Genomic DNA, 22780 nt, shown 5'->3' with positions numbered 1-22780 from the left:
GAAAATGCCCGCAACTGGGCGAACGGGTGTATGTAGACCCCTGCGCAACATTGGTGGGAGATATCGAGCTGGCCGGCGATGTTCGAATGAAATGAGCAGACAATTCACCATTATCGCCCGGTCCAGGAACAACTCTGTACTTCCTATATAGAAGAAGTTGAATAATGAGTTGAGGCAGTTGAGGCAGTTGAGGCAGTATCAGAATTGATTAAAAGAAAAGCCGGGACAAGCCCGGCTTTTTCTTTATCACTCAGCAGCTGCTTCAGCAGCGGCCGGGCGGTCTACCAGCTCAATGTAAGCCATAGGGGCGTTGTCGCCAGCACGGAAACCGCATTTCAGAATGCGAGTATAACCGCCGGCGCGCTCCAGGTAGCGCGGACCCAGTTCATTGAACAGCTTAGCCACGATCGCGTTATCGCGAGTACGGGCAAATGCCAGGCGACGATTAGCAACGCTATCAGTCTTGGCAAGGGTGATCAGCGGTTCAACTACACGACGCAGCTCTTTTGCCTTAGGCAGAGTCGTCTTGATGATCTCATGACGAACCAGGGAGCTGGCCATGTTGCGGAACATTGCCTGACGATGGCTGCTGTTCCGGTTCAGTTGACGACCACTCAAACGATGGCGCATGACCTTATCCTTCTAACTAAATCTGTGAAACCCGTAATCTGGATTACTCGTCAGCGATGCTGGCGGGCGGCCAGTTCTCAAGGCGCATGCCAAGAGACAGACCACGGGAGGCCAACACGTCCTTGATCTCAGTCAGGGACTTCTTACCGAGGTTAGGAGTCTTAAGCAACTCAACTTCGGTACGCTGTACCAGATCACCAATATAGTGGATAGCTTCTGCCTTCAGACAGTTCGCAGAACGAACTGTCAGCTCCAAATCATCGACAGGACGTAGCAGAATCGGATCAAACTCGGGTTTCTCTTCTTTCTTCTCGGGCACGCTGACATCGCGCAGATCCACGAAGGCTTCCAGTTGCTCGGCCAGAATAGTGGCGGAACGACGGATGGCTTCTTCAGGATCCAGGGTACCATTGGTCTCCATGTCGATGACCAGCTTGTCCAAGTCGGTACGCTGTTCCACACGTGCTGCCTCAACATTGTAGGCAATACGAACGATGGGGCTGAACGCGGAGTCCAGCAGCAAGCGACCGATAGGACGCTCTTCATCATCGTTGTGAACACGAGCAGAAGCAGGCACATAACCACGACCGCGCTGAACTTTCAGGCGCATGCTGATTTCAGCATTAGCACCAGTCAGGTGGCAGATTACGTGCTCCGGGTTTACGATCTCGACTTCATCACCGTGAGTGATATCACCAGCGGTAACGGGGCCTGTTCCAGACTTGGTCAGGGACAGAGTTACCTCGTCCTTGCCTTCCAGCTTCACAGCGATACCTTTCAGGTTGAGCAGGATTTCAAGAATGTCTTCCTGTACACCTTCTTTGCTGCTGTACTCATGCAGTACCCCGTCAATTTCGACTTCAGTAACTGCACAACCGGGCATAGATGACAGCAAAATACGACGCAGGGCGTTGCCCAGCGTGTGACCAAAGCCACGCTCGAGTGGCTCAAGAGTCACTTTCGCATGAGTCGGGCTAACTTGCTCGATGTCAACTAGCCGCGGTTTAAGAAAATCTGTTACAGAACCCAGCATTGTGTCCTCTCTTTAGAAGCTAGCTTTACTTGGAGTAAAGCTCGACGATCAGCTGTTCGTTAATGTCGGCAGACAGGTCGGAACGCTCTGGCAGACGCTTGAAAGCACCTTCCATTTTAGCGGCATCAACCTCTACCCAAGTCGGCTTCTCACGCTGACCAGCAACTTCCAGGGAAGCTTTGATACGCGCTTGCTTCTTAGCCTTCTCACGAACGCAGATCACGTCCTCAGGGGAAACCTGGAAAGAAGGAATGTTCACAACGCGACCGTTTACCATGATGGCCTTGTGGCTCACCAGCTGACGAGATTCAGCACGAGTAGCGCCGAAGCCCATACGGTAAACAACGTTGTCCAAACGACCTTCCAGCAGCTGCAACAGGTTTTCACCGGTGTTACCCTTTTGACGGGCAGCGTCGCGGTAGTAGTTGCGGAACTGTTTTTCCAATACGCCGTAGATACGACGAACTTTTTGTTTCTCGCGCAGCTGAACACCGTAGTCGGACAGACGCGCTTTACGCGCACCGTGCTGACCAGGGGCGGTGTCAATCTTGCACTTAGAATCAATCGCACGAACACCAGACTTCAGGAAGAGGTCGGTGCCCTCACGACGGCTAAGCTTAAGCTTAGGACCGATATATCTTGCCATCTTCTTTCTCCAACAATCCTAGACCAAGTAGCTACAGCGTTATACGCGGCGCTTCTTGGGAGGACGACAACCGTTGTGCGGGATCGGAGTCACATCAGTAATGTTAGTGATGCGGAAACCAGCCGCGTTCAGGGCGCGGATGGAAGACTCACGACCGGGACCCGGACCTTTGACCATGACTTCCAGGTTCTTGACGCCATATTCTTTGGCCATCTCACCAGCGCGTTCGGCAGCTACCTGAGCAGCGAACGGGGTGGACTTACGAGAACCACGGAAACCGGAACCACCAGAAGTAGCCCAAGACAGAGCATTGCCCTGACGGTCAGTAATGGTCACGATTGTGTTGTTGAAAGATGCATGAACGTGCGCAATACCGTCGCTCACTTGCTTTTTAACGCGCTTGCGAGCACGAGTCGGAGTTTTAGCCATTTTCTACCTTCCCGTTACTTCTTGATAGCCTTGCGCGGACCCTTACGGGTACGAGCGTTGGTCTTGGTACGTTGACCACGAACAGGCAGGCTACGACGGTGACGCAAACCACGGTAGCAACCCAGATCCATCAATCGCTTGATGTTCATGGAAATCTGACGACGCAGGTCACCTTCAACGGTGAATTTACCTACTTGTTCACGCAGACTCTCGATCTGAGCTTCGTCCAGGTCTTTAATTTTCACATTCTCAGCGATACCGGCTGCGGCACAGATGGCCTTGGAGCGGGTACGACCGACGCCATAAATAGCAGTCAAAGCGATGACTGCATGCTTATGGTCAGGAATGTTAATGCCAGCGATACGGGCCACTATTCACTCCTACATATAGTAGATTACGACCACCACAAAGCCCGTGAGCGGATACGTGGCGGTCAACCAATACACAACAAAAGTTGGCTGGCTATATTAGCCAGCACAACTATTTGTTGCAAGTACTAACCGTAAAAAATTAGCCTTGGCGCTGTTTATGCTTTGGCTCGCTGCAAATCACCCGCACCACACCGTGACGCTTGATGATTTTGCAGTTACGGCAGATTGCCTTAACGGAAGCACGAACTTTCATTGCTTAACTCCGTAACTACGCCGACCTTTAGCGGCCGTAGCCCTTCAGGTTGGCCTTCCTCAGGACGTCACCATATTGATGAGACATCATATGGGTTTGTACCTGAGCCATGAAGTCCATGATAACTACCACGATAATCAGCAGCGAAGTGCCACCGAAGTAGAACTGTACGTTCCAGGCAGTCATCAAGAACTGGGGTACCAGACAGATAAAGGTAATATAGAGCGCACCTGCCAATGTCAGGCGAGTCATAACCTTATCGATGTAACGTGCTGTCTGCTCGCCCGGGCGGATCCCCGGGATAAAGGCTCCACTCTTCTTCAGATTATCTGCAGTCTCGCGGGGGTTGAACACCAGCGCGGTATAGAAGAAGCAGAAGAAGATAATGGCTGCTGCATACAGCATCTCGTAAAGCGGTTGACCCGGCTGCAGGACCATAGAGACCTGCTGCAGGATATCAGCTACTTTACCCTCACCCTGACCAAACCAAGAGGTAATAGTCCCAGGGAAAAGGATGATACTGGATGCGAAAATCGCAGGAATCACACCGGCCATATTCACTTTCAACGGCAGATGTGTGCTTTGCGCGGCGAATACCTGGCGGCCTTGTTGACGCTTGGCATAGTTAACGACAATACGACGCTGACCACGCTCTACGAACACCACAAAGTAAGTCACTGCGAAAACAATCAAGCCCAGCAACAACAACAGCAGGATGTGCAATTCCCCTTGACGTGCCTGTTCGGCCGTAGCACCAATGGCATGCGGCAGACCAGCAACGATACCCGTGAAAATAATCAGCGAGATACCATTACCAATCCCACGCTCGGTAATCTGTTCACCCAACCACATCAAAAACATGGTACCGGTGACCAGACTCACAACCGCTGTGAAATAGAAGCCTAGACCCGGATTAGTCACGAGTCCATGCATCATATTCGGCAGACCGGTTGCAATACCAATGGCCTGGAAAGTTCCCAAAACCAGCGTGCCCCAACGGGTATATTGGCTAATCTTGCGACGGCCGGATTCACCTTCTTTCTTGAGTTCAGCAAGAGCGGGGTGAACCACTGTCAGCAGCTGGATAATGATCGACGCCGAAATGTACGGCATGATCCCCAACGCAAGAATAGAAGCACGCGAGAGTGCACCACCACTGAACATGTTGAACATCTCAATGATGGTGCCCTTCTGTTGCTGGAACAACTCGGCCAGTACGGCGGCGTCAATACCAGGAATCGGCACATAAGAGCCTGCACGGAAAACGATAATCGCCCCGAGAACGAAGAGCAGACGGCTCTTCAGTTCACTCAGACCACCCTGTGCTTTAACATCCAATCCTGGTTTCTTAGCCATTGTACTGATTATTCCTCGATTTTACCGCCAGCGGCCTCGATGGCTGCACGCGCACCTTTGGTGACGGACAGACCACGAACGGTCACAGCACGGTCAATGTTGCCAGACAGAACAACTTTCGCGAACACGATGTTTTTGGTAACAACACCGGCTTGCTTCAGAGTGCTCAGATCGACCACATCACCTTCTACCAGAGCGATTTCGTTCAGGCGTACTTCGGCAGAAACCAAAGATTTGCGAGAGAAGAAACCGAACTTAGGCAGACGGATTTTCAAAGGCATCTGGCCGCCCTCGAAACCGTTGCGAACCTTGCCGCCACCGGAACGAGAAGTTTGACCTTTAACACCACGACCACCGGTCTTGCCCAGACCAGAACCGATACCACGGCCCGGACGGTGCTTAACGCGCTTGGAACCAGCGGCCGGAGACAGAGTATTCAGACGCATGCTTAGCCCTCCACCTTAACCATGTAATAAACCTGGTTGATCATGCCGCGTACGCAAGGAGTATCCTCCAGCTCAACGGTGTGACCAATGCGACGCAGACCCAGACCACGCAGAGTCGCCTTGTGCTTTGGCAGACGGCCGATAGAGCTGCGAGTTTGAGTTACTTTTACAGTGTTAGCCATGTCGCATTACCCCAGAATTTCTTCAACGCGCAGACCACGCTTAGCAGCGATCTGTTCCGGTGATTGACCGTGAACCAGAGCGTCTACAGTTGCGCGAACAACGTTGATTGGGTTGGTGGAACCGTAGGTCTTAGCCAGCACGTTGTGGATACCAGCAACTTCCAGAACGGCACGCATAGCGCCGCCTGCGATGATACCAGTACCTTGGGAGGCCGGCTTCATGAACACGGTAGAGCCAGAGTGAACACCTTTCACCGGGTGGTGCAGGGTGCCGTTGTTCAGCTCAACTTTGTTCAGGTTACGCTTAGCCTGTTCCATTGCTTTTTGAATAGCAGCCGGAACTTCACGGGCTTTACCGTAACCGTAACCTACACGGCCGTTACCATCACCCACCACGGTCAACGCGGTGAAGGACATGATACGACCACCTTTAACAGTTTTCGAAACACGGTTTACTGCAATGAGCTTTTCTTGCAGTTCGCCGGCTTGAGATTCGACTTTAGCCATCTTCGACTCCTAGCTTAGAACTGAAGACCAGCGTCACGTGCGGCAGCTGCCAGGGCAGCGATGCGACCGTGATACTTGAAACCGGAACGATCGAAAGATACGTTCTGAACGCCTTTGGCAATAGCACGCTCAGCGATAGCTTTACCTACAGCGGTAGCAGCATCTGCGTTACCGGTGTATTTGATAGCTTCACTGATGGCTTTCTCTACTGTGGAAGCAGAGGCCAGAACTTCGGAACCGTTGGCTGCAATAACCTGCGCATAGATATGACGCGGGGTACGGTGAACAACCAGACGGGTAGCTCCCAGTTCCTGCATCTTTTTCCGAGCACGAGTAGCACGACGGAGACGAGCTGCTTTCTTGTCCATAGTGTTACCTTACTTCTTCTTAGCTTCTTTAGTACGCACTTGCTCGTTGGCATAGCGTACACCCTTGCCCTTGTAGGGCTCCGGAGCGCGGTAAGCACGGATATCGGCGGCGACTTGGCCAACCAGCTGCTTGTCGACGCCACGCAGAACGATTTCTGTAGCAGTCGGGCACTCAGCGGTCACACCAGCCGGCAGCGCATGCTCTACCGGGTGAGAGAAGCCCAGAGCCAGCGCAACAGCATTGCCCTTGATGGAGGCTTTATAACCTACACCAACCAGCTGCAGCTTGCGCTCGAAGCCTTGGGTAACACCGATTACCATGTTGTTGACCAATGCACGGGCAGTACCGGCCTGAGCGTCAGCACCATTGATGCCAGCGCGCGGGGCGAACTTCAGTACATTGTCTTCTTTGGTCACTTCTACACCGGCGTGAATAGAGCGAACCAGAGAACCTTTACCACCTTTGATGGACAGTTCCTGGCCGTTCAGAGTCACCTCTACGCCAGCAGGAATAGTGACGGGTGCCTTAGCAACACGAGACATTTCCTACCTCCTATTAAGCGACGTAGCAGATGATCTCACCGCCCATGCTTGCTTTGCGAGCAGCACGGTCAGTCATCACACCTTTAGACGTGGACACGATAGCAACACCGAGACCGCCCATAACTTTCGGCAGATCAGTAGTGCGCTTGTAAATACGCAGGCCGGGACGGCTCACGCGTTGGATCAGTTCTACAACCGGCTTGCCCTGGAAATATTTCAGTTCAATTTCCAGCTCCGGCTTCACGTCACCAGCTACGGTGTAGCCAGCGATGTAACCTTCTTCTTTCAGCACTTTGGCAATCGCCACTTTCAGCTTGGAAGAAGGCATGGAAACCGCAACTTTGCTCGCCGCCTGACCGTTACGGATGCGGGTCAGCATATCCGCGATCGGATCTTGCATGCTCATAGTCTAACTCCCGAGATTCTTTACCAAGAGGCCTTTTTGAGGCCCGGAATTTCGCCCTTCATGGCATGCTCACGCACCTTGATGCGAGACAGGCCAAACTTGCGCAGGAAACCGTGCGGACGACCAGTAATGTTGCAACGGTTACGCTGGCGGGACGGACTGGAATCACGGGGCAGCTGTTGCAGTTGCAGAACAGCATCCCAACGCGCTTCTTCAGAAGCGTTCATGTCAACGATGATAGCTTTCAGCTCGGCACGCTTGGTCGCGTACTTGGCTACCAGCTTGGCACGCTTTGCTTCGCGCGCTTTCATGGATGTTTTAGCCATAACCCTAACCTTACTTGCGGAATGGGAAGTTAAAGGCAGCCAGCAGAGCACGGCCTTCTTCATCGGTATTCGCGGAAGTGGTGATGGTGATATCCAGACCACGGACGCGATCGACTTTGTCATAGTCGATTTCCGGGAAGATGATCTGCTCACGCACGCCCATGGAGTAGTTACCACGACCATCAAACGCTTTAGCGTTCAGGCCACGGAAGTCACGGATACGCGGTACGGAGATGCAGATCAGCCGTTCCAGGAACTCCCACATACGCTCGCCACGCAGGGTTACTTTACAACCTATCGGGTAGCCTTCACGAATCTTGAAGCCCGCAACAGATTTGCGAGCTTTGGTGACCAGCGGCTTCTGACCGGAAATGGCTGCCATATCGGCAACAGCATTTTCCAGCAACTTCTTGTCAGAGATCGCTTCACCAACACCCATGTTCAGGGTGATTTTCTCGATCCGAGGGACTTGCATGATAGTCTTGTAACCGAACTGCTTGGACAGTTCATTTACTACATCGGATTTGTAGTAATCATGCAGTTTCGCCATCGTTAAACTCCAATTACTTCACAAGTTCGCCGGTGGATTTGAAGAAACGGACTTTCTTGCCGTCTTCAATCCGGAAACCAACGCGGTCAGCTTTGCCAGTGGCAGAGTTGAACAGCGCTACGTTAGATACATCGATGGGGGCTTCTTTGGTGACGATACCGCCAGCCTGACCCAGTGCGGGTACCGGCTTCTGGTGCTTCTTCACCTGGTTGATGCCTTCCACGATTACCTTACCTTTTGCAATCAGGACTTGAGTGACTTTGCCACGCTTGCCCTTGTCTTTGCCGGTAAGAACAATCACTTCGTCTTCGCGACGGATTTTAGCTGCCATCGTTCGACTCCTTACAGTACTTCGGGTGCCAGGGACACAATCTTCATGAACTTCTCATTACGCAGTTCACGGGTCACCGGGCCAAAAATACGAGTACCGATTGGCTGTTGGTTGTTGTTAAGCAACACAGCCGCATTGTTGTCGAAACGGATGACAGAGCCGTCCGGACGACGAACGCCTTTACGGGTGCGTACGACCACCGCGTTATACACATCACCTTTCTTCACTTTACCGCGAGGAATGGCTTCCTTGATGGAAACCTTGATGATGTCGCCGATGCCGGCGTAACGGCGGTGCGAGCCACCCAGAACCTTAATACACATTACACTGCGAGCGCCGGAGTTGTCGGCAACACCCAGCATACTTTGCATCTGGATCATCTTAGTGCTCCGCTTTGTTTACTTCTTATCCCTAATGGGATCTGGCTGCCTTCAAAAGGCGCGAAACTATAACACAGGATTTTTAGAAAAGGTAGCCTAAAAAACAAACGGCCCCAGAAAGGGGCCGTTTGGACTAAAAAGTACCGATTAGGCCTTTTCTAAGATCGCAACCAGGGTCCAGGACTTGGTCTTGGACAGCGGGCGGCATTCGCGGATTTCCACGAGGTCACCTGCTTTACACTCGTTGGTCTCGTCATGTACGTGCAGCTTGGTAGTGCGCTTGATGATCTTACCGTAGATCGGGTGCTTTACCTTGCGCTCGATAGCAACAGTGATGGACTTGTCCATCTTGTCGCTGATTACACGACCTTGCAGAGTACGGATCTTGTCAGTCATTACGCACCTGCCTTCTCAGTCAGTACAGTCTTGATACGTGCGACGTCACGACGCACTTGTTTCAGAGTGTGAGTCTGAGCCAGCTGGCCGGTGGACGCTTGCATGCGCATGTTGAATTGCTCACGCAGCAGGCCCAGCAGCTCCTGGTTCAGTTCTTCGACGCTCTTTTGACGCAGATCTTGGGCTTTCATCACATCACCGTCTTAATTACGAAAGTGGTCTGAACAGACAGCTTAGCTGCGGCCAGGGCAAACGCTTCACGCGCCAGAGCCTCAGGTACACCGTCCATCTCGTACAGAACCTTGCCAGGCTGGATCGGGCAAACCCAGTATTCCACGTTACCCTTACCTTTACCCATACGAACTTCGAGGGGCTTTTCGGTAATCGGCTTGTCCGGGAACACACGGATCCAGATCTTACCCTGACGCTTAACGTGACGGGTCATGGCACGACGGGCTGCTTCGATTTGACGAGCAGTCAGCTGACCACGGGATGTCGCCTTCAGGCCAAAGGTACCGAAGGATACTTCGTTACCAGAGGTGGCCAGACCGCGGTTACGACCCTTATGGGTCTTGCGGAATTTAGTACGCTTAGGTTGCAACATTTACCGAATCTCCTTACTTAGCAGCACGGCGCTTGTTGTCACGCTTGGGCTTTGCAGGAGCTTGCTCTTGAGCAGCGGCAGCGTTAACAGCAGCCAGACCGCCCAGAACTTCGCCCTTGAAGATCCAAACTTTAACGCCGATCACACCGTAAGTGGTGTGGGCTTCAGAAGTTGCGTAGTCGATGTCGGCACGCAGGGTGTGCAACGGCACACGACCTTCACGGTACCATTCGGTACGCGCGATTTCAGCGCCGCCCAGACGACCGGAAACTTCCACTTTGATGCCCTTGGCACCCAGGCGCATTGCGTTCTGTACGGCGCGCTTCATAGCACGACGGAACATTACACGACGCTCCAGCTGGGAAGTGATGCTGTCGGCAACCAGTTTGCCATCCAGCTCCGGCTTGCGGACTTCGGAAATGTTGATCTGAGCAGGCACGCCAGCAATAGTGGCTACAGCTTTGCGCAGCTTCTCAACGTCTTCGCCTTTCTTACCGATTACAACACCCGGACGAGCGGTGTGAATGGTCACACGGATGCTCTTGGCCGGACGCTCAATGGTGATCTTGGACAAGGACGCGTTTTTCAGTTCCTTGGTCAGGAACTGGCGTACTTGAAAATCGCTGTACAGGTTGTCAGCGAAGTCTTTGGTGTTCGCGAACCAGGTAGAATTCCAAGGCTTGGTAATACCCAGGCGAATGCCATTAGGATGTACTTTCTGACCCATTGCTTATCTCCCAGCCTTAGCGTCGGATACCACTACAGTGATGTGAGCGGTACGCTTGAGGATACGATCCGCACGACCTTTGGCACGCGGACGGATGCGCTTCATGGAGGGACCTTCGTCGACCATGATAGTAGCAACACGCAGCGCGTCGATATCGGCGCCTTCGTTGTGCTCAGCGTTTGCAATGGCAGATTCCAGCACTTTCTTAACCAGCACTGCAGCCTTTTTCGGGCTGAAGGTCAGGATATTCAGAGCCTTGTCTACGGACAGACCACGTACTTGATCGGCTACCAGACGAGCTTTCTGGGCAGAAGTACGGGCATAACGGTGTTTAGCGATAGCTTCCATCATTTATCCCTTAGCGCTTCTTAGCCTTCTTATCAGCAGCATGGCCGCGATAAGTACGAGTCGGTGCGAATTCACCCAGTTTGTGACCGATCATTTCTTCGGTAACGAAAACCGGAACGTGCTGACGACCATTATGGACAGCGATGGTCAAACCGATCATGTTCGGGATGATCATTGAACGACGGGACCAGGTTTTAACCGGCTTTTTATCCCCGCTTTCCACCGCTTTCTCTACCTTCTTCAGCAAGTGCAGGTCGATAAATGGACCCTTCTTGAGAGAACGTGGCATGGTGATTCCTCTATGTTAACAATTACTTGTTACGACGACGTACGATGTACTTGTCGGTACGCTTGTTCTTACGGGTCTTGAAGCCTTTAGCCTTCTGGCCCCATGGGGACACAGGCTGCATGCCCTTGTTACGACCCTCACCACCACCGTGCGGGTGATCAACCGGGTTCATCGCCATACCGCGAACGGTTGGACGAATACCACGCCAGCGGTTTGCACCGGCTTTACCCAGTTGACGCAACATGTGCTCGGAGTTACCGACTTCACCGATGGTAGCGCGGCACTCGGCCAGAACTTTACGTACTTCGCCGGAACGCAGACGCAGAGTTACATAGTTACCTTCACGAGCCAGGATCTGGATGAAAGTACCAGCGGAACGAGCCAGCTGGGCACCTTTACCAGGCTTCATCTCTACAGCGTGAACGGTAGAACCAACCGGGATGTTGCGCATCGGCAGGGCGTTACCTACCTTGATGGCTGCATCAGCACCAGAAGCGATCGCGTCACCAGCTTTCAGGCCTTTCGGAGCCAGGATGTAACGACGCTCACCGTCTGCATACAACACCAGAGCGATGTTAGCGGTACGGTTCGGATCGTATTCCAGGCGCTCTACTTTAGCCGGGATACCGTCTTTGTCGCGCTTGAAGTCGACGATACGGTAGTGCTGCTTGTGACCACCACCGATATGACGGGTAGTGATACGGCCGTTGTTGTTACGACCACCGGACTTGCTTTTGCTGTCCAGCAGAGCGGCGAAGGGCTTGCCCTTGTACAGCTCTTGATTGACGATCTTGACGACGTGGCGGCGGCCCGGAGAAGTAGGCTTGCACTTAACGATTGCCATTTTTGAGAACTCCTCTTACTCGGCTGCGCCCATGAAGTCGATGTCCTGACCAGCTTTCAGGGTCACATAAGCCTTTTTCCAATCGGAACGACGGCCTACGCGTGCACCTGCGCGCTTGGTCTTACCCTTCATGTTCAGGGTACGGACGGTCTCAACTTCGACCTCGAACAGTTTCGCAACTGCAGCTTTGACTTCCGCCTTGGTGGCATCAACAGCAACTTTGAACACGATAGTGTTCTGCTTTTCTGCAACCATGGTGCTCTTTTCAGAGATGTGCGGAGCCTTCAGAACTTTCAGCAGACGCTCTTCACGGATCATGCCAGCATCTCCTCGATTTGCTTAACTGCGTCAGCAGTCATCAGAACCTTGTCGAAAGCGATCAGGCTGACCGGGTCGATACCGGCAACGTCACGCACGTCAACTTTGTACAGGTTGCGAGCAGCCAGGAACAGGTTCTCATCGACTTCAGCAGTCACGATCAGAACGTCAGTCAGTTCCATTTCTTTCAGCTTGGCGATCAGTTCTTTGGTCTTCGGAGCTTCGATGCCGAACTTCTCAACAACGATCAGGCGCTCTTGACGTACCAGCTCGGACAGAATGCTACGGATAGCGCCGCGGTACATCTTCTTGTTTACTTTCTGGCTGTGATCTTGCGGCTTAGCAGCAAAAGTCACACCACCGGAACGCCAGATGGGCGAACGGATGGAGCCAGCACGGGCACGACCAGTACCCTTCTGACGCCACGGCTTTTTGCCGCCACCAGACACTTCAGAGCGAGTCAGCTGCGCACGAGTACCCTGACGGGCACCAGCGGCATATGCAACGACGACCTGGTGAACCAGAGCTTCGTTGAATTCGCGCCCGAAGGTAGTCTCGGAAACTTCAAGAGCGCTCTTGGCGTCTTTCATTACCAATTCCATTACTATCTCCTCAGACGTTACGCTTTGACGGCAGGTTTGACGATCACGTTGCCGTTGGTTGCACCCGGTACTGCACCTTTGATGAGCAGCAGGTTGCGTTCAGCGTCAACACGAACCAGTTCCAGGTTCTGAGTCGTTACACGCTCAGCACCCATGTGACCAGCCATCTTTTTGCCCTTGAATACACGACCCGGAGTCTGGTTCTGACCGATAGAACCCGGAACGCGGTGAGACAAGGAGTTACCGTGGGTCATATCCTGGGTGCGGAAGTTGTGGCGCTTAACAGTACCAGCAAAGCCCTTACCTTTGGATGTGCCGGTAACGTCTACCAGCTTAACGTCAGCGAGAAGATCTACTTTCAGCTCGCTACCAACAGTGAAAGTTTCACCGTTGTTCAGGCGGAATTCCCACAGACCGCGACCGGCTTCAACACCAGCTTTGGCAAAGTGGCCAGCTTCCGGCTTGGTTACACGGCTGGCTTTCTTGGCGCCAGTGGTAACCTGAATAGCGTTGTAGCCGTCGGTTTCTACAGATTTGACCTGAGTTACACGGTTAGCTTCAACTTCGATAACAGTCACCGGGATAGAAACGCCATCTTCAGTGAAGATGCGAGTCATACCCACTTTGCGACCTACAAGACCGATTGTCATTGTTATCAACCTCTTTCCGTAATTAACCCAGGCTGATCTGGACGTCTACACCAGCTGCCAGATCCAGACGCATCAGGGCGTCTACGGTCTTGTCAGTCGGCTCAACGATGTCTACCAGACGCTTGTGAGTGCGGATCTCGTACTGATCACGCGCATCTTTGTTGACGTGCGGGGAGATCAGGACGGTGAAGCGCTCTTTGCGAGTCGGCAGCGGAATAGGACCGCGAACCTGCGCGCCAGTGCGCTTAGCAGTTTCAACGATTTCCGCAGTGGATTGATCAATCAGGCGATGATCAAAAGCCTTCAGGCGGATACGGATTCTTTGGTTCTGCATTGACAGAGCTCCAATAGATAAAAGAACATAAATCAACACCGCCCGACCGAGATCTCTCCCGCCAGAGGTGTGATTTTTCACGTTTCCTCCCATATCGGGAGGACTGTATGGCTGGCTCCTGTCAACAGGAAACTCAGCAGCAGACATATCGTCTGGCTTACCTCATGGGTAAGCGGAGGGGATTATACGGATTTTTCAAATTTGCGCAAGGGAGAGCGAACAGATTATGCGCAGTTTTATGTGACAGATGGATCTCGCCTGCGGCAACGTGCTCTGCAGCAAACGTCCAGGTAACGACAATGTTACAAGCGGACTGGTAGACTGTGCGCTTGCCTCTGTCAGTGGAACGACATCCCATGCTCAAAGATCAAAAGAAAGCCTATCAGTATGGCCTTTGCGCCGTTGCCCTCTGGTCGACGGTCGCCACAGCCTTCAAGATCTCCCTCGCCTATTTCGAACCTGTGCAACTGTTGCTTGTGGCCGCCTTCACCTCGACTCTCACGCTGACAGCCGTCGTCGCCAAACAGGGCAAACTGCCGCTGCTGGGCAGCTATATCAAGGCCCGCCCTTTCTACTACCTGACTCTGGGCGTGCTGAACCCTTTTCTCTATTACCTGTTGCTGTTCAAGGCATATGACCTGCTGCCTGCCCAGCAGGCACAGACCCTCAACTACACCTGGGCTATCACTCTCAGTCTGCTGGCCGTCCCCTTCCTCGGCCAGAAGCTGCGTCGGCGCGATGGCGTCGCCATCGTGCTCGGCTACTTTGGTGCGCTGGTGATCGCCACCAGAGGAGATGTATTTGGCCTGCAGTTCGACAGCCCCCTCGGGGTGGTGCTGGCGCTGGTCTCGACCCTCATCTGGGCCAGCTACTGGATCCTCAACACCCGCAATCAGGGCGATCCCATCGTCAGTCTGTTGCTCGGCTTTATCATTAGTCTGCCCTTCATCGTCGTGGCGACCTGGTTGCTCTCCGATTTTGCCATGACTGCCTGGCAAGGCTGGGTGGGGGCCATCTATGTGGGGCTGTTCGAGATGGGGTTCGGCTTCGTGCTCTGGCTGATGGCGCTGCGCCATGCCACCAACACAGCCCCCATCAGCAACCTCATCTTCATCTCGCCGTTTGCCTCACTGGTGCTGCTCAACCTGTTGATCGGCGAAGCCATACATCCTGCCACTCCCATCGGGTTGGCGCTTATCGTTGCCGCCCTGCTGATCCAGCAGCTCAAGTACGGCAAACGCTACCGCACATCAGTCGAGACCGAGAGCTGACCATGCAGAAGGGCGCATCCACCGATACGCCCCTCTCTCAATCCATCCACTCCTGTGGCTGATGTTTCGGCAGCCGCATCTCGACCAGCAGGCCGCCAAGATCCGAACTCCCCAGCCGGATAGTGCCGTGGTGCTGGGCGACTATCTTGGCCACAATGGCCAACCCCAGACCACTGCCGCCAACGGTACGGGCAATATTTCCCTGGGTGAATGGCTTGAGTACCCGGACATAGTCCTGCTCGGGGATCCCGGGGCCATCATCAGAGAGGCGCAGACGCACCCAGTGTCCATCATCCTTCAATTCGGCATGCAATCTGCTGGCCCCATAACGCTGCGAGTTGCTTGAGAGGTTGTTAAGCACCCGCCGGATACTGACCGGATTGCAGGCTACCCGCACTGCCTCTTGCGGCAGCGCCAGATCAACCTCCAGCCCCTGCTCCGAGTAAATCAGCAAAGTATCGTGCACCAGCTGAGTCAGGTCGATCGGCTCCAGATCCTGTCCCTCATCCGGGCGGATGTAGTCGATGAACTGATCGATGATGGCATTGGACTCATCGATGTCGGCGTTGATGCTCTCCTTGAGGTACTCGTCACCGGAGGACATCATCTCGGTGGCCAGCCGGATGCGGGTCAGCGGGGTGCGCAGATCGTGGGAGACCCCCGCCATCATCAGGTTTCGCTCTTCAATCAGGCGCTTGATGGAGTGGGACATATGGTTGAAGGTACGGGTCAACCGGCGTACTTCACGCGATCCCTGCTCCCCCAGTGCATCAGGAAAATTGCCACGCGCCACTGCGACCGCTCCCGCTTCGAGATCTTCGAGCGGACGTACCAGCTGGCGAGCAAAACGCCAGGCCGCAAACAGGGTGATCACCAGCAGCACGCTCAGATAGAGGATGAGGGGTTCGATATCGTCATCTTCAATCTCGGTCAGCGGGATCCGCACCCAGATTTTGCTGGTCTGCGGCGGCTGGATCCAGATGATGTAGTGATCCTGGATCTCGACCCGCACCTTGGCCGGGCCGCCCAGTTCACGGCTGATGTTCTCCTCCAGATAGGGGTACGGCTTGGCATCGTTGAAACCATGCTGCACCGCCTCGCTCTGGGTATAGATATCGGTGCCGGTTGTCACATAAACCAGCGCTTCAGCATCTTCACTCAGCGCCAGCTGTTCGCTATTGGCCGGAACGATCAGCTTGACCTGATTGGCCAATAAGTGGCTGATTTGCTTGACCGTTGGCGCTAACAAATAGTTGTAGAAAGTGACGTAGGAGACCGCTTGATAGACCACCAGGACGGCGGCCAGAAACCAGAGCATGCGTGAAAACATGCTGCCGACCTTTTTCATGCACCATCACCATCTGGCACAAAAACATAGCCCAGACCCCAAACGGTCTGCAGATAGCGGGGCTGGGCCGGATCCTGCTCCAGCAGGCGGCGCAAGCGGGAAACCTGCACGTCGATGCTGCGCTCGGTGGCGGTGTATTCACGACCACGAGCCAGATTCATCAGTTTGTCGCGGGAGAGGGGTTCGCGCGGATGGCTGACCAGCACCTTGAGCACCGCAAATTCACCACTGGTGAGCGCCATCGGCTCGCCATCCCGACTCAGTTCACGAGTAGCCAGATTGAGCTGAAAAGCACCGAAGTTGACCACCTTCTCTGCAGCAGAAGGTGCCCCCGGCAACTCGACGGTATGGCGGCGCAACACGGCACGGATCCGCGCCAGCAGTTCGCGGGGATTGAACGGCTTGGGCAGATAGTCATCGGCCCCCATCTCGAGCCCGACGATGCGATCCACTTCGTCCCCCTTGGCGGTGAGCATCAGCACCGGGATCTGGTTGCCCGCTTCCCGCAGACGGCGGCAGATGGAGAGCCCATCCTCCCCCGGCAACATCAGGTCGAGCACCATCAGACTGAAGTTTTCACGAGCCAGCAAGCGGTCGGCCTGTTCCCCATTGGCCACGCCGCGCACTACGAATCCCTGCTCGGTGAGATAGCGCTCCAACAGGGAACGTAATTTCAGGTCATCGTCCACGACCAGGACCTTGTATTGCTGCTGACTCATTGATTTGCCTCTTCATGCTTTAGCTGCCCCCAATACTAGGGGGGGAGATAGCGGGAGCAAAGCACAAATATGTTACCGGTTATTACCCATGCCGAGAGCGTGACAGCCATCAAGTCAGGGCACTGGCCAGCCACATCCTGAGTGGCCCCTGCCAAGCTGGCGCAATTTCTCTCGACAGCAAGAGGACAAAGGCTAATATTCCCGAGCACTTAGTAATGAATAACCCTCTTTGACCAGGCCCGCATTACCATGAAGACAAAGCTGATCACCCGCGAAGGCTACAACAAGCTGAAAGAAGAGCTCGATCTCCTCTGGCGTCAGGAGCGCCCCGAGGTCACCAGGAAGGTAGCATGGGCCGCCAGCCTGGGGGATCGCAGCGAAAATGCCGACTACCAGTACAACAAGAAACGGCTGCGGGAGATCGACCGGCGGGTACGCTACCTGCGCAAATGTCTCGAAGAGCTGGGTATCGTCGACTATGCCCCCGCGCAGGAGGGCAGGGTCTTCTTCGGCGCCTGGGTCGAGGTGGAAAACGAAGAGGGCGAGACCAAGCGCTTTCGCATCGTCGGTTATGACGAAATATTCGAGCGCAAGGATTACATCTCCATCGACTCCCCCATGGCCCGCGCCCTGCTCAAGAAAGAGGTCGGAGATGAAGCTATCGTCCGTACCCCTGTTGGTGACGTCTGCTGGTATATCAACGAGATCAGCTACCCCAAATAGCCGGACTGCTGGCGAGCTGCTTGCCACAGCTACAACCTGAGTAACAGGTGCAATGGCAAGATAAACGCCCTCCCCTGCGACTTTATCAGTCTGACGGGCGCAGACCCCGGCGCAGGGTGGCATCCCGCAACACGACCCCATATAGTGCTCACACTTGGCGCCTGATGGCGCGGACTCGACCACAGAGGCCCTCAACAACATCATGATGCAAACCATAGAGAGACAGATTGCCGGTGAGCTCAATGCTCGTCCCGAGCAGGTGCAGGCCGCAGTGCGCCTGCTGGATGAAGGCTCAACCGTGCCCTTTATCGCCCGTTACCGTAAAGAGGTGACCGGCGGTCTGGACGACAGCCAACTGCGTACCCTGGAGAGCCGCCTCGGCTATCTGCGTGAACTGGAAGATCGCCGTCAGGTGATCATTCGCTCCATCGAAGAGCAGGGCAAGCTGACCCCCGAGCTGATGCGCGAATTGAATGGCGCCGACAGCAAGACCCGGCTGGAAGATCTCTACCTCCCCTACAAGCCCAAGCGCCGAACCAAGGGGCAGATGGCGATCGAAGCCGGGTTGGAGCCGCTGGCCAACCTGTTGCTCAGCGACCCGATGCAGGATCCTGAGCAAGCTGCGGCCGCCTTCCTCAATCCCGAACAAGGCATTGCCGACAGCAAGGCGGCCCTCGACGGCGCCCGCTATATCCTGATGGAGCGCTTCGCCGAGCAAGCCGACCTGCTGGAGAAGTTGCGCGACTACCTGTGGCAGAATGCCACCCTGCGCGCTCGCGTGGTGGCTGGCAAGGAGCAGGAAGGGGCCAAGTTCAAGGACTATTTCGAACACGACGAACCACTGCACAAGGCCCCCTCCCACCGGGTGCTGGCCATGTTGCGCGGCCGCAATGAGGGGATCCTCAATCTGGCGCTGGTCACCGGTGACGACGAAAGTGCCAGCCCCTGCGAAGGGATCATTGCCCACCACCTCAAGCTCAATCTGCACAGCCGCCCGGCCGACAAATGGCTGCAAGGGGTGGTGAGCTGGACCTGGAAGATCAAGTTGTCGCTTCAGATGGAGACAGAGCTGATCGGCCGTATTCGCGAGTCGGCAGAGGAGGAGGCGATCAAGGTGTTCGCCATGAACCTCAAGGATCTGCTGATGGCGGCTCCGGCGGGCATGCGCTGCACCATGGGGCTGGATCCGGGCATCCGCACCGGGGTCAAGGTTGCCGTGGTGGATGCCACCGGCAAGCTGGTCGATCACGCCACCATCTATCCGTTCGAACCAAAACGCCAGATTGATCAGAGCCTCAAGACCCTGAGCGAGCTGTGCCAGAAACACAAGGTCGAGCTCATCAGTATTGGCAACGGCACCGCTTCGCGGGAGACCGACCGGCTGGTGAGCGACCTGTTCGAACGCTACCCCGCCGCCAAGGCGCAGAAGATAGTGGTGAGCGAGGCAGGGGCCTCTGTCTACTCCGCCTCCGAGCTCGCCTCCCAAGAGTTCCCGGATCTCGACGTCTCGATCCGTGGCGCCGTCTCCATCGCCCGCCGCCTGCAAGACCCGTTGGCCGAGTTGGTCAAAATCGACCCCAAGAGCATCGGGGTGGGCCAGTATCAGCACGATGTTGGCCAAAGCCAGCTGGCCCGCCGGCTGGATGCCGTGGTCGAGGATTGCGTGAACGCGGTCGGGGTGGATGTGAACACCGCCTCGGTCGCCCTGCTCAATCGGGTTTCCGGTCTCTCCCAGACGCTGGCCCAGAACATCGTCGCCTACCGGGATGAGCACGGCGCATTCAAGAGCCGTCAGCAGTTGCTGAAAGTGAGCCGACTCGGCCCAAAAGCATTCGAACAGTGCGCCGGCTTCCTGCGCATTCGCGGCGGCAGCAATCCCCTCGACAGCTCGGCGGTGCACCCGGAGTCCTATCCGGTGGTGGAGCGGATCCTTGCCAGGCTGGAACAGACCGTGGAGAGCCTGCTCGGCAACAGCAGCCTGCTGCGCAGCCTGAAACCGGCCGATTACACCGATGAGCAATTCGGCGTACCTACCGTCACCGACATCATCGGCGAGTTGGACAAGCCGGGCCGCGACCCGCGCCCCGAGTTCAAAACCGCGACCTTCAAGGAAGGGGTGGAGCAGATCAGCGACCTGGTGCCTGAGATGGTACTGGAAGGGGTAGTCACCAACGTCACAAACTTCGGCGCCTTCGTCGATATCGGCGTTCATCAGGATGGCCTGGTGCATATATCCTCCCTGACCGACCGTTTCGTCAAGGATCCCCGCGAGGTGGTCAAGGCGGGCGATATAGTGCGGGTCAAGGTGCTGGAAGTGGACGCCCCGCGCAAGCGGATCAGCCTCACCATGCGCCTCGACGAAAAAGCGGGGCAAGCTGCCCGCAAGCCGGCCGAAGCGCGCAACAGCAGTGCCGGCAACCCCAAGCCAAGAAATGAGCCGCGGCAAAGCCCCCCTATGGGTGGTGCCATGGGCAACGCCTTCGCCGCAGCGCTCTCCAAAGCGAAAAAATAACGACCCCCTCCAGAACGCCTCTAAACGCAAAAAGCCCCGCAAGGGGCTTTTTTACACGCGAAGCTCAGGATTACTGCGTCAGGGCAGCAAGAATGCTCTCGGGCTCTCCATGCTGGGCCAGCACCTCCCGCAGTCGGTTGAATGCCTTGCAGGCCTCTTGCGGATATTTGCCGTAAGAGACGACACCGGTGTGACTCCAGCCAGCAGCCAGCATCACCTTCTTCTTGAAATGGGTACCTTCGGTACCACCACCCGCAAGCTGCATCAGAAATTGCTCCATCTGCAGATGGGGAGGGGGCACTCTGGAGAAGGTAGTAAAATCTTCCGCTTTTACCTCATCGAAATGCATGACAGCTCCTGTGTAATTGGAATAAACCAGATCTTCAGATTAGCTGTAAAACAGGTAAAGCAGCTGAAAGTTTGGCAAGATGATATGTAACGTGCAATGAGATGAATGATGAATTCAGACACGCAGGTCAAGGGCACCATTTGAAGTCGATTTGGCAACCTGCTGATAATAACCCGCAATGACACTGTTACGCTTATCCATATAGGCACTTAGCACACCGCCAGAATCAGCGGCCTGCTCGGCCAGCAAATCTTTACGTGCCCTGGCTTCACTCGCGGCAGCACTGCGGGCGACGGCCAGATCCTGCGCGGAGGGCTCGGCAGGCGCCAGTGCCGCAGCACGGACCTGCTGCATTTTGCTAATGGTTGCTGCGGGATCACCGGGCACTTCACTGGTATCTATCTGAACTTCGCCCCCCGTAGCATAGCGCTTGCCATCCGGCCCCAACGTAAACTGATAGGTGGGCGAGCTGGCATACTCGCCTCCCACCATCTGATGAGCCTGCTCGTGGGTTCGGACCTCCTGATCCCGCTCAGCCAGCTCCTTAACCAGCTGCTCCTGACGACGTTGCTGCTCCTGCTGTTTCGGATCTTGCTGTTTGCGCTGGCCCTCTTCACCGGTCGCCTCGACAAAGCGACTATCTGGCTGTGTCGTCGGCGCAGATTGCCCGGTTTCACGGCTGTTCTGGGAGGGCTGATTGCTGGAGGCCTGAGCGGCTTTGGATTTCTCTTTCTGGGAGCCGACTTCGGATTCGGCAACGGAGGCTTGGCCCGCTCGAGCTTGCGGGATCAGCTCTGCCCGGCGATTATCCGTCCTGGCCGCTTCCACCTGGGGTTGCAGCTGTGTCGGAATAAGGGGGGGCAGAGTGACATTGATGTTCATCTCACACCCTGATATTGATCAGGGTTCCCATCATATCGCTGGCGGTCTGCACTACCTTGGCGGAAGCACCAGCCTGCTGCTCGGCCACCTTGAGATTGACAAGCTCATCGGTCACTTGCACCTGATCCCCGCTGGGGGTGTTGAGGCGGGCAATCTGATTGGATGCCTTGTCGGCCATCTGCTCAGCTCGCTGAAATCCCTGTACCCCGCTATTGAAAGCAGAATCAATACGCATGATGTTACTCCTCTGGTCACAGCTTAATTATCCGCCAGACCAGAGGATTATTGAAGCTTGCAGGCTATTTTTTAGCCAGCAAAATCTCGAACGATTTCAATGAATTCGTCAGGGTGGGAGATAAAAGGTGCGTGTGAGGCCTTATTGAGGGTCACACTGCGGCTGGCAGGGTAGAGAGCATCCAGCAGAGGAATGGTCGCTTTGGGTACCAATGAATCCAATCGTCCATAGATCCGTAACCAGGGCAGAGCCAGCCCGCACAATAGTTCGCGCTGGTCAATCTCTGCCAACAGCGTCAAGCCGGCCTCAAGCGCGGCAAATTGGGGGGCAGGACGCTCGGCCAGCCAGTGACGCAACTGGCGAATATCGTCACGGGCATGTTCACTACCCATTGCCTGGATCGCCAGAAAGCGCTCTATGGTCTGGTGAAAATCCCCTGCCAACATCTGGTTGAAGCCGGTCAGCACCTTGGGTGCGATCCCCGGCCACTCATCGCGGGCCATAAAACAGGGGGAGCTGGCTACGGTGACGAGGGAGTGCAACCGATCTGGATGCGTCAGCGCCAGCTGGCTTGCCACCAAACCGCCGAGCGACCAGCCAAGCAGATGGCATTTCTGCGGCAAGATGGCGGCCACCTGCTCGGCAAGCCAGGACAGGCTGTAATCCACCTCGTCAGCCAGCGGGCTGTTGCCAAAGCCAGGCAAGTCCACCAGATGAACCCGATAGTGGGACGCTAATTGCTGGGCAATGCCATGCCAGACCGCTCCATTCATCCCCCATCCGTGCAACAGCACCAAATCGGGCCCCTGGCCACACTGCGCTACCGATATGCTCATCTAGACTCAAGATCCCTGTTTATGTTCTTGGGGTCA

At 55.2% G+C, this 22780-nt stretch carries 37 protein-coding genes and 1 pseudogene; 4 read left to right on the top strand and 34 right to left on the bottom strand.

What is annotated here, in order from left to right; translation table 11 throughout:
- Positions 1–80: pseudogene (locus tag BN1117_RS19560) on the top strand (gamma carbonic anhydrase family protein); the annotation flags it as partial.
- A 166-nt stretch (positions 81–246) separates the two neighbouring features.
- Here the strand turns inward: BN1117_RS19560 and rplQ are convergent.
- The 28 genes from rplQ to rpsJ all read right to left on the bottom strand — a co-directional run bounded on the left by rplQ (position 247) and on the right by rpsJ (position 13869).
- Positions 247–630 carry a 50S ribosomal protein L17 gene (gene rplQ / locus BN1117_RS17405; protein ID WP_005307999.1) on the bottom strand — a complete coding sequence of 128 codons (384 nt, stop codon included), beginning with the start codon at positions 628–630 and terminating at the stop codon, positions 247–249.
- 43 nt (positions 631–673) lie between these two features.
- Positions 674–1663, bottom strand: coding sequence for a DNA-directed RNA polymerase subunit alpha (locus BN1117_RS17400; protein WP_005307997.1), 990 nt, complete (start codon positions 1661–1663; stop codon positions 674–676).
- 25 nt (positions 1664–1688) lie between these two features.
- On the bottom strand, positions 1689–2309 hold the full coding sequence (rpsD, locus tag BN1117_RS17395) for a 30S ribosomal protein S4 (protein WP_005340600.1): 621 nt from the start codon (positions 2307–2309) through the stop codon (positions 1689–1691).
- Between the two features lie 39 nt (positions 2310–2348).
- Positions 2349–2738, bottom strand: coding sequence for a 30S ribosomal protein S11 (rpsK, locus tag BN1117_RS17390; protein WP_005307993.1), 390 nt, complete (start codon positions 2736–2738; stop codon positions 2349–2351).
- A 14-nt stretch (positions 2739–2752) separates the two neighbouring features.
- Complete coding sequence (gene rpsM, locus BN1117_RS17385) at positions 2753–3109, bottom strand: 30S ribosomal protein S13 (protein ID WP_005307991.1); 357 nt, start codon at positions 3107–3109, stop codon at positions 2753–2755.
- A 139-nt stretch (positions 3110–3248) separates the two neighbouring features.
- Positions 3249–3362: a 50S ribosomal protein L36 gene (gene rpmJ, locus BN1117_RS19225; RefSeq protein WP_005319705.1), complete on the bottom strand. Its 114-nt coding sequence runs from the start codon at positions 3360–3362 to the stop codon at positions 3249–3251.
- A gap of 27 nt (positions 3363–3389) precedes the next feature.
- Positions 3390–4718 (bottom strand): preprotein translocase subunit SecY, encoded by a 1329-nt coding sequence (gene secY / locus BN1117_RS17380; protein WP_005340602.1) that lies wholly within the window; start codon positions 4716–4718, stop codon positions 3390–3392.
- A gap of 8 nt (positions 4719–4726) precedes the next feature.
- A complete protein-coding gene (gene rplO / locus BN1117_RS17375) occupies positions 4727–5164 on the bottom strand; it encodes a 50S ribosomal protein L15 (RefSeq protein ID WP_025325390.1) in 438 nt (145 codons plus the stop codon).
- Between the two features lie 2 nt (positions 5165–5166).
- Entirely contained in the window at positions 5167–5346 is a 180-nt protein-coding gene (rpmD, locus tag BN1117_RS17370) for a 50S ribosomal protein L30 (protein ID WP_005307985.1), read from the bottom strand.
- 6 nt (positions 5347–5352) lie between these two features.
- Positions 5353–5853 carry a 30S ribosomal protein S5 gene (gene rpsE / locus BN1117_RS17365; protein WP_005342686.1) on the bottom strand — a complete coding sequence of 167 codons (501 nt, stop codon included), beginning with the start codon at positions 5851–5853 and terminating at the stop codon, positions 5353–5355.
- Between the two features lie 14 nt (positions 5854–5867).
- Positions 5868–6221 (bottom strand): 50S ribosomal protein L18, encoded by a 354-nt coding sequence (gene rplR / locus BN1117_RS17360; protein WP_011704317.1) that lies wholly within the window; start codon positions 6219–6221, stop codon positions 5868–5870.
- Between the two features lie 9 nt (positions 6222–6230).
- Positions 6231–6764, bottom strand: a complete 534-nt coding sequence (gene rplF, locus BN1117_RS17355) for a 50S ribosomal protein L6 (RefSeq protein ID WP_040099420.1) — start codon at positions 6762–6764, stop codon at positions 6231–6233.
- A gap of 13 nt (positions 6765–6777) precedes the next feature.
- On the bottom strand, positions 6778–7170 hold the full coding sequence (gene rpsH, locus BN1117_RS17350) for a 30S ribosomal protein S8 (RefSeq protein ID WP_033115584.1): 393 nt from the start codon (positions 7168–7170) through the stop codon (positions 6778–6780).
- A 20-nt stretch (positions 7171–7190) separates the two neighbouring features.
- Positions 7191–7496, bottom strand: a complete 306-nt coding sequence (gene rpsN / locus BN1117_RS17345; RefSeq protein WP_005340609.1) for a 30S ribosomal protein S14 — start codon at positions 7494–7496, stop codon at positions 7191–7193.
- A gap of 10 nt (positions 7497–7506) precedes the next feature.
- On the bottom strand, positions 7507–8046 hold the full coding sequence (gene rplE, locus BN1117_RS17340; protein WP_040099417.1) for a 50S ribosomal protein L5: 540 nt from the start codon (positions 8044–8046) through the stop codon (positions 7507–7509).
- A 13-nt stretch (positions 8047–8059) separates the two neighbouring features.
- On the bottom strand, positions 8060–8377 hold the full coding sequence (gene rplX, locus BN1117_RS17335; RefSeq protein ID WP_005307977.1) for a 50S ribosomal protein L24: 318 nt from the start codon (positions 8375–8377) through the stop codon (positions 8060–8062).
- A gap of 11 nt (positions 8378–8388) precedes the next feature.
- Positions 8389–8757, bottom strand: coding sequence for a 50S ribosomal protein L14 (rplN, locus tag BN1117_RS17330; RefSeq protein WP_005307975.1), 369 nt, complete (start codon positions 8755–8757; stop codon positions 8389–8391).
- Positions 8758–8904: 147 nt separating this feature from the next.
- A complete protein-coding gene (rpsQ, locus tag BN1117_RS17325) occupies positions 8905–9153 on the bottom strand; it encodes a 30S ribosomal protein S17 (RefSeq protein ID WP_033138836.1) in 249 nt (82 codons plus the stop codon).
- On the bottom strand, positions 9153–9344 hold the full coding sequence (gene rpmC / locus BN1117_RS17320) for a 50S ribosomal protein L29 (RefSeq protein WP_005307965.1): 192 nt from the start codon (positions 9342–9344) through the stop codon (positions 9153–9155). The genes rpsQ and rpmC overlap by 1 nt, the downstream gene beginning before the upstream one ends.
- On the bottom strand, positions 9344–9757 hold the full coding sequence (gene rplP, locus BN1117_RS17315; protein WP_005340612.1) for a 50S ribosomal protein L16: 414 nt from the start codon (positions 9755–9757) through the stop codon (positions 9344–9346). The genes rpmC and rplP overlap by 1 nt, the downstream gene beginning before the upstream one ends.
- A gap of 13 nt (positions 9758–9770) precedes the next feature.
- Complete coding sequence (gene rpsC / locus BN1117_RS17310) at positions 9771–10484, bottom strand: 30S ribosomal protein S3 (RefSeq protein WP_005307962.1); 714 nt, start codon at positions 10482–10484, stop codon at positions 9771–9773.
- 3 nt (positions 10485–10487) lie between these two features.
- Positions 10488–10832 carry a 50S ribosomal protein L22 gene (rplV, locus tag BN1117_RS17305; RefSeq protein ID WP_005319741.1) on the bottom strand — a complete coding sequence of 115 codons (345 nt, stop codon included), beginning with the start codon at positions 10830–10832 and terminating at the stop codon, positions 10488–10490.
- A gap of 10 nt (positions 10833–10842) precedes the next feature.
- Positions 10843–11121: a 30S ribosomal protein S19 gene (gene rpsS, locus BN1117_RS17300; RefSeq protein ID WP_005307960.1), complete on the bottom strand. Its 279-nt coding sequence runs from the start codon at positions 11119–11121 to the stop codon at positions 10843–10845.
- Between the two features lie 22 nt (positions 11122–11143).
- Entirely contained in the window at positions 11144–11965 is an 822-nt protein-coding gene (gene rplB / locus BN1117_RS17295) for a 50S ribosomal protein L2 (RefSeq protein WP_005340614.1), read from the bottom strand.
- A 15-nt stretch (positions 11966–11980) separates the two neighbouring features.
- The gene (gene rplW, locus BN1117_RS17290; RefSeq protein WP_005307955.1) at positions 11981–12283 is read right to left on the bottom strand and encodes a 50S ribosomal protein L23; all 303 of its coding nucleotides are present in this window, start codon (positions 12281–12283) and stop codon (positions 11981–11983) included.
- Positions 12280–12885 (bottom strand): 50S ribosomal protein L4, encoded by a 606-nt coding sequence (gene rplD, locus BN1117_RS17285; protein WP_005340616.1) that lies wholly within the window; start codon positions 12883–12885, stop codon positions 12280–12282. Before rplD ends, rplW begins: the two co-directional genes overlap by 4 nt.
- Positions 12886–12902: 17 nt before the next feature.
- Positions 12903–13535, bottom strand: a complete 633-nt coding sequence (rplC, locus tag BN1117_RS17280) for a 50S ribosomal protein L3 (RefSeq protein ID WP_005340620.1) — start codon at positions 13533–13535, stop codon at positions 12903–12905.
- A 22-nt stretch (positions 13536–13557) separates the two neighbouring features.
- Entirely contained in the window at positions 13558–13869 is a 312-nt protein-coding gene (gene rpsJ, locus BN1117_RS17275; protein ID WP_005307944.1) for a 30S ribosomal protein S10, read from the bottom strand.
- A 356-nt stretch (positions 13870–14225) separates the two neighbouring features.
- Here rpsJ and BN1117_RS17270 point away from each other — a divergent pair, with 356 nt between their 5' ends.
- Positions 14226–15140, top strand: coding sequence for a DMT family transporter (locus BN1117_RS17270; protein WP_040099415.1), 915 nt, complete (start codon positions 14226–14228; stop codon positions 15138–15140).
- 37 nt (positions 15141–15177) lie between these two features.
- On the opposite strand, the gene envZ is transcribed toward BN1117_RS17270, so the two are convergent.
- Together envZ and ompR are read right to left on the bottom strand one after the other, a co-directional pair.
- Positions 15178–16488 (bottom strand): two-component system sensor histidine kinase EnvZ, encoded by a 1311-nt coding sequence (envZ, locus tag BN1117_RS17265; RefSeq protein WP_040099413.1) that lies wholly within the window; start codon positions 16486–16488, stop codon positions 15178–15180.
- On the bottom strand, positions 16485–17207 hold the full coding sequence (ompR, locus tag BN1117_RS17260) for an osmolarity response regulator transcription factor OmpR (protein WP_040099411.1): 723 nt from the start codon (positions 17205–17207) through the stop codon (positions 16485–16487). The genes envZ and ompR overlap by 4 nt, the downstream gene beginning before the upstream one ends.
- A 249-nt stretch (positions 17208–17456) precedes the next feature.
- Here ompR and greB point away from each other — a divergent pair, with 249 nt between their 5' ends.
- A complete protein-coding gene (gene greB, locus BN1117_RS17255) occupies positions 17457–17930 on the top strand; it encodes a transcription elongation factor GreB (protein ID WP_040099409.1) in 474 nt (157 codons plus the stop codon).
- 202 nt (positions 17931–18132) lie between these two features.
- Complete coding sequence (locus tag BN1117_RS17250) at positions 18133–20442, top strand: Tex family protein (RefSeq protein WP_040099424.1); 2310 nt, start codon at positions 18133–18135, stop codon at positions 20440–20442.
- 70 nt (positions 20443–20512) lie between these two features.
- On the opposite strand, the gene BN1117_RS17245 is transcribed toward BN1117_RS17250, so the two are convergent.
- The 4 genes from BN1117_RS17245 to bioH all read right to left on the bottom strand — a co-directional run bounded on the left by BN1117_RS17245 (position 20513) and on the right by bioH (position 22744).
- Positions 20513–20791, bottom strand: a complete 279-nt coding sequence (locus BN1117_RS17245) for a hypothetical protein (RefSeq protein WP_040099407.1) — start codon at positions 20789–20791, stop codon at positions 20513–20515.
- Positions 20792–20905: 114 nt separating this feature from the next.
- Positions 20906–21673, bottom strand: a complete 768-nt coding sequence (locus tag BN1117_RS17240; protein ID WP_040099405.1) for a putative metalloprotease CJM1_0395 family protein — start codon at positions 21671–21673, stop codon at positions 20906–20908.
- A 1-nt stretch (position 21674) separates the two neighbouring features.
- On the bottom strand, positions 21675–21908 hold the full coding sequence (locus BN1117_RS17235; protein WP_040099404.1) for a flagellar basal body rod C-terminal domain-containing protein: 234 nt from the start codon (positions 21906–21908) through the stop codon (positions 21675–21677).
- 71 nt (positions 21909–21979) lie between these two features.
- Entirely contained in the window at positions 21980–22744 is a 765-nt protein-coding gene (gene bioH / locus BN1117_RS17230) for a pimeloyl-ACP methyl ester esterase BioH (protein WP_040099402.1), read from the bottom strand.
- Positions 22745–22780: the final 36 nt, after the last annotated feature.

Source organism: Aeromonas australiensis, from assembly GCF_000819725.1.
GTDB classification, from domain to species: Bacteria; Pseudomonadota; Gammaproteobacteria; order Enterobacterales; family Aeromonadaceae; genus Aeromonas; species Aeromonas australiensis.
The sequence above is the reverse complement of the archived record's forward strand: the minus strand, read 5'-3'. Positions and strand labels throughout refer to the sequence as shown.

Bases quoted from the DNA above. Each gene is read 5' to 3' on its own strand.
- rplN (WP_005307975.1), bottom strand. From the start codon at position 8,757: ATGATCCAGATGCAAAGTATGCTGGGTGTTGCCGACAACTCCGGCGCT.
- bioH (WP_040099402.1), bottom strand. From the start codon at position 22,744: ATGAGCATATCGGTAGCGCAGTGTGGCCAGGGGCCCGATTTGGTGCTG.
- envZ (WP_040099413.1), bottom strand. From the start codon at position 16,488: ATGAAAAAGGTCGGCAGCATGTTTTCACGCATGCTCTGGTTTCTGGCC.
- rplB (WP_005340614.1), bottom strand. From the start codon at position 11,965: ATGGCAATCGTTAAGTGCAAGCCTACTTCTCCGGGCCGCCGCCACGTC.
- BN1117_RS17245 (WP_040099407.1), bottom strand. From the start codon at position 20,791: ATGCATTTCGATGAGGTAAAAGCGGAAGATTTTACTACCTTCTCCAGA.
- rpmC (WP_005307965.1), bottom strand. From the start codon at position 9,344: ATGAAAGCCCAAGATCTGCGTCAAAAGAGCGTCGAAGAACTGAACCAG.
- rpsS (WP_005307960.1), bottom strand. From the start codon at position 11,121: ATGCCACGTTCTCTCAAGAAGGGTCCATTTATCGACCTGCACTTGCTG.
- rpmD (WP_005307985.1), bottom strand. From the start codon at position 5,346: ATGGCTAACACTGTAAAAGTAACTCAAACTCGCAGCTCTATCGGCCGT.
- rpsK (WP_005307993.1), bottom strand. From the start codon at position 2,738: ATGGCTAAAACTCCGACTCGTGCTCGCAAGCGCGTTAAAAAGCAAGTG.
- rplC (WP_005340620.1), bottom strand. From the start codon at position 13,535: ATGACAATCGGTCTTGTAGGTCGCAAAGTGGGTATGACTCGCATCTTC.
- rpsN (WP_005340609.1), bottom strand. From the start codon at position 7,496: ATGGCTAAAACATCCATGAAAGCGCGCGAAGCAAAGCGTGCCAAGCTG.
- BN1117_RS17270 (WP_040099415.1), top strand. From the start codon at position 14,226: ATGCTCAAAGATCAAAAGAAAGCCTATCAGTATGGCCTTTGCGCCGTT.
- rpsJ (WP_005307944.1), bottom strand. From the start codon at position 13,869: ATGCAGAACCAAAGAATCCGTATCCGCCTGAAGGCTTTTGATCATCGC.
- rpsD (WP_005340600.1), bottom strand. From the start codon at position 2,309: ATGGCAAGATATATCGGTCCTAAGCTTAAGCTTAGCCGTCGTGAGGGC.
- ompR (WP_040099411.1), bottom strand. From the start codon at position 17,207: ATGAGTCAGCAGCAATACAAGGTCCTGGTCGTGGACGATGACCTGAAA.
- rplP (WP_005340612.1), bottom strand. From the start codon at position 9,757: ATGTTGCAACCTAAGCGTACTAAATTCCGCAAGACCCATAAGGGTCGT.
- secY (WP_005340602.1), bottom strand. From the start codon at position 4,718: ATGGCTAAGAAACCAGGATTGGATGTTAAAGCACAGGGTGGTCTGAGT.
- BN1117_RS17400 (WP_005307997.1), bottom strand. From the start codon at position 1,663: ATGCTGGGTTCTGTAACAGATTTTCTTAAACCGCGGCTAGTTGACATC.
- rpmJ (WP_005319705.1), bottom strand. From the start codon at position 3,362: ATGAAAGTTCGTGCTTCCGTTAAGGCAATCTGCCGTAACTGCAAAATC.
- rpsE (WP_005342686.1), bottom strand. From the start codon at position 5,853: ATGGCTAAAGTCGAATCTCAAGCCGGCGAACTGCAAGAAAAGCTCATT.
- rplQ (WP_005307999.1), bottom strand. From the start codon at position 630: ATGCGCCATCGTTTGAGTGGTCGTCAACTGAACCGGAACAGCAGCCAT.
- rplF (WP_040099420.1), bottom strand. From the start codon at position 6,764: ATGTCTCGTGTTGCTAAGGCACCCGTCACTATTCCTGCTGGCGTAGAG.
- rplO (WP_025325390.1), bottom strand. From the start codon at position 5,164: ATGCGTCTGAATACTCTGTCTCCGGCCGCTGGTTCCAAGCGCGTTAAG.
- BN1117_RS17250 (WP_040099424.1), top strand. From the start codon at position 18,133: ATGATGCAAACCATAGAGAGACAGATTGCCGGTGAGCTCAATGCTCGT.
- rplX (WP_005307977.1), bottom strand. From the start codon at position 8,377: ATGGCAGCTAAAATCCGTCGCGAAGACGAAGTGATTGTTCTTACCGGC.
- greB (WP_040099409.1), top strand. From the start codon at position 17,457: ATGAAGACAAAGCTGATCACCCGCGAAGGCTACAACAAGCTGAAAGAA.
- rplW (WP_005307955.1), bottom strand. From the start codon at position 12,283: ATGATCCGTGAAGAGCGTCTGCTGAAAGTTCTGAAGGCTCCGCACATC.
- rplR (WP_011704317.1), bottom strand. From the start codon at position 6,221: ATGGACAAGAAAGCAGCTCGTCTCCGTCGTGCTACTCGTGCTCGGAAA.
- rpsH (WP_033115584.1), bottom strand. From the start codon at position 7,170: ATGAGCATGCAAGATCCGATCGCGGATATGCTGACCCGCATCCGTAAC.
- BN1117_RS17240 (WP_040099405.1), bottom strand. From the start codon at position 21,673: ATGAACATCAATGTCACTCTGCCCCCCCTTATTCCGACACAGCTGCAA.
- rplV (WP_005319741.1), bottom strand. From the start codon at position 10,832: ATGGAAGCTATCGCTAAACACCGTTATGCCCGTACTTCTGCCCAGAAA.
- rpsQ (WP_033138836.1), bottom strand. From the start codon at position 9,153: ATGACTGACAAGATCCGTACTCTGCAAGGTCGTGTAATCAGCGACAAG.
- rpsC (WP_005307962.1), bottom strand. From the start codon at position 10,484: ATGGGTCAGAAAGTACATCCTAATGGCATTCGCCTGGGTATTACCAAG.
- rplE (WP_040099417.1), bottom strand. From the start codon at position 8,046: ATGGCGAAACTGCATGATTACTACAAATCCGATGTAGTAAATGAACTG.
- rplD (WP_005340616.1), bottom strand. From the start codon at position 12,885: ATGGAATTGGTAATGAAAGACGCCAAGAGCGCTCTTGAAGTTTCCGAG.
- BN1117_RS17235 (WP_040099404.1), bottom strand. From the start codon at position 21,908: ATGCGTATTGATTCTGCTTTCAATAGCGGGGTACAGGGATTTCAGCGA.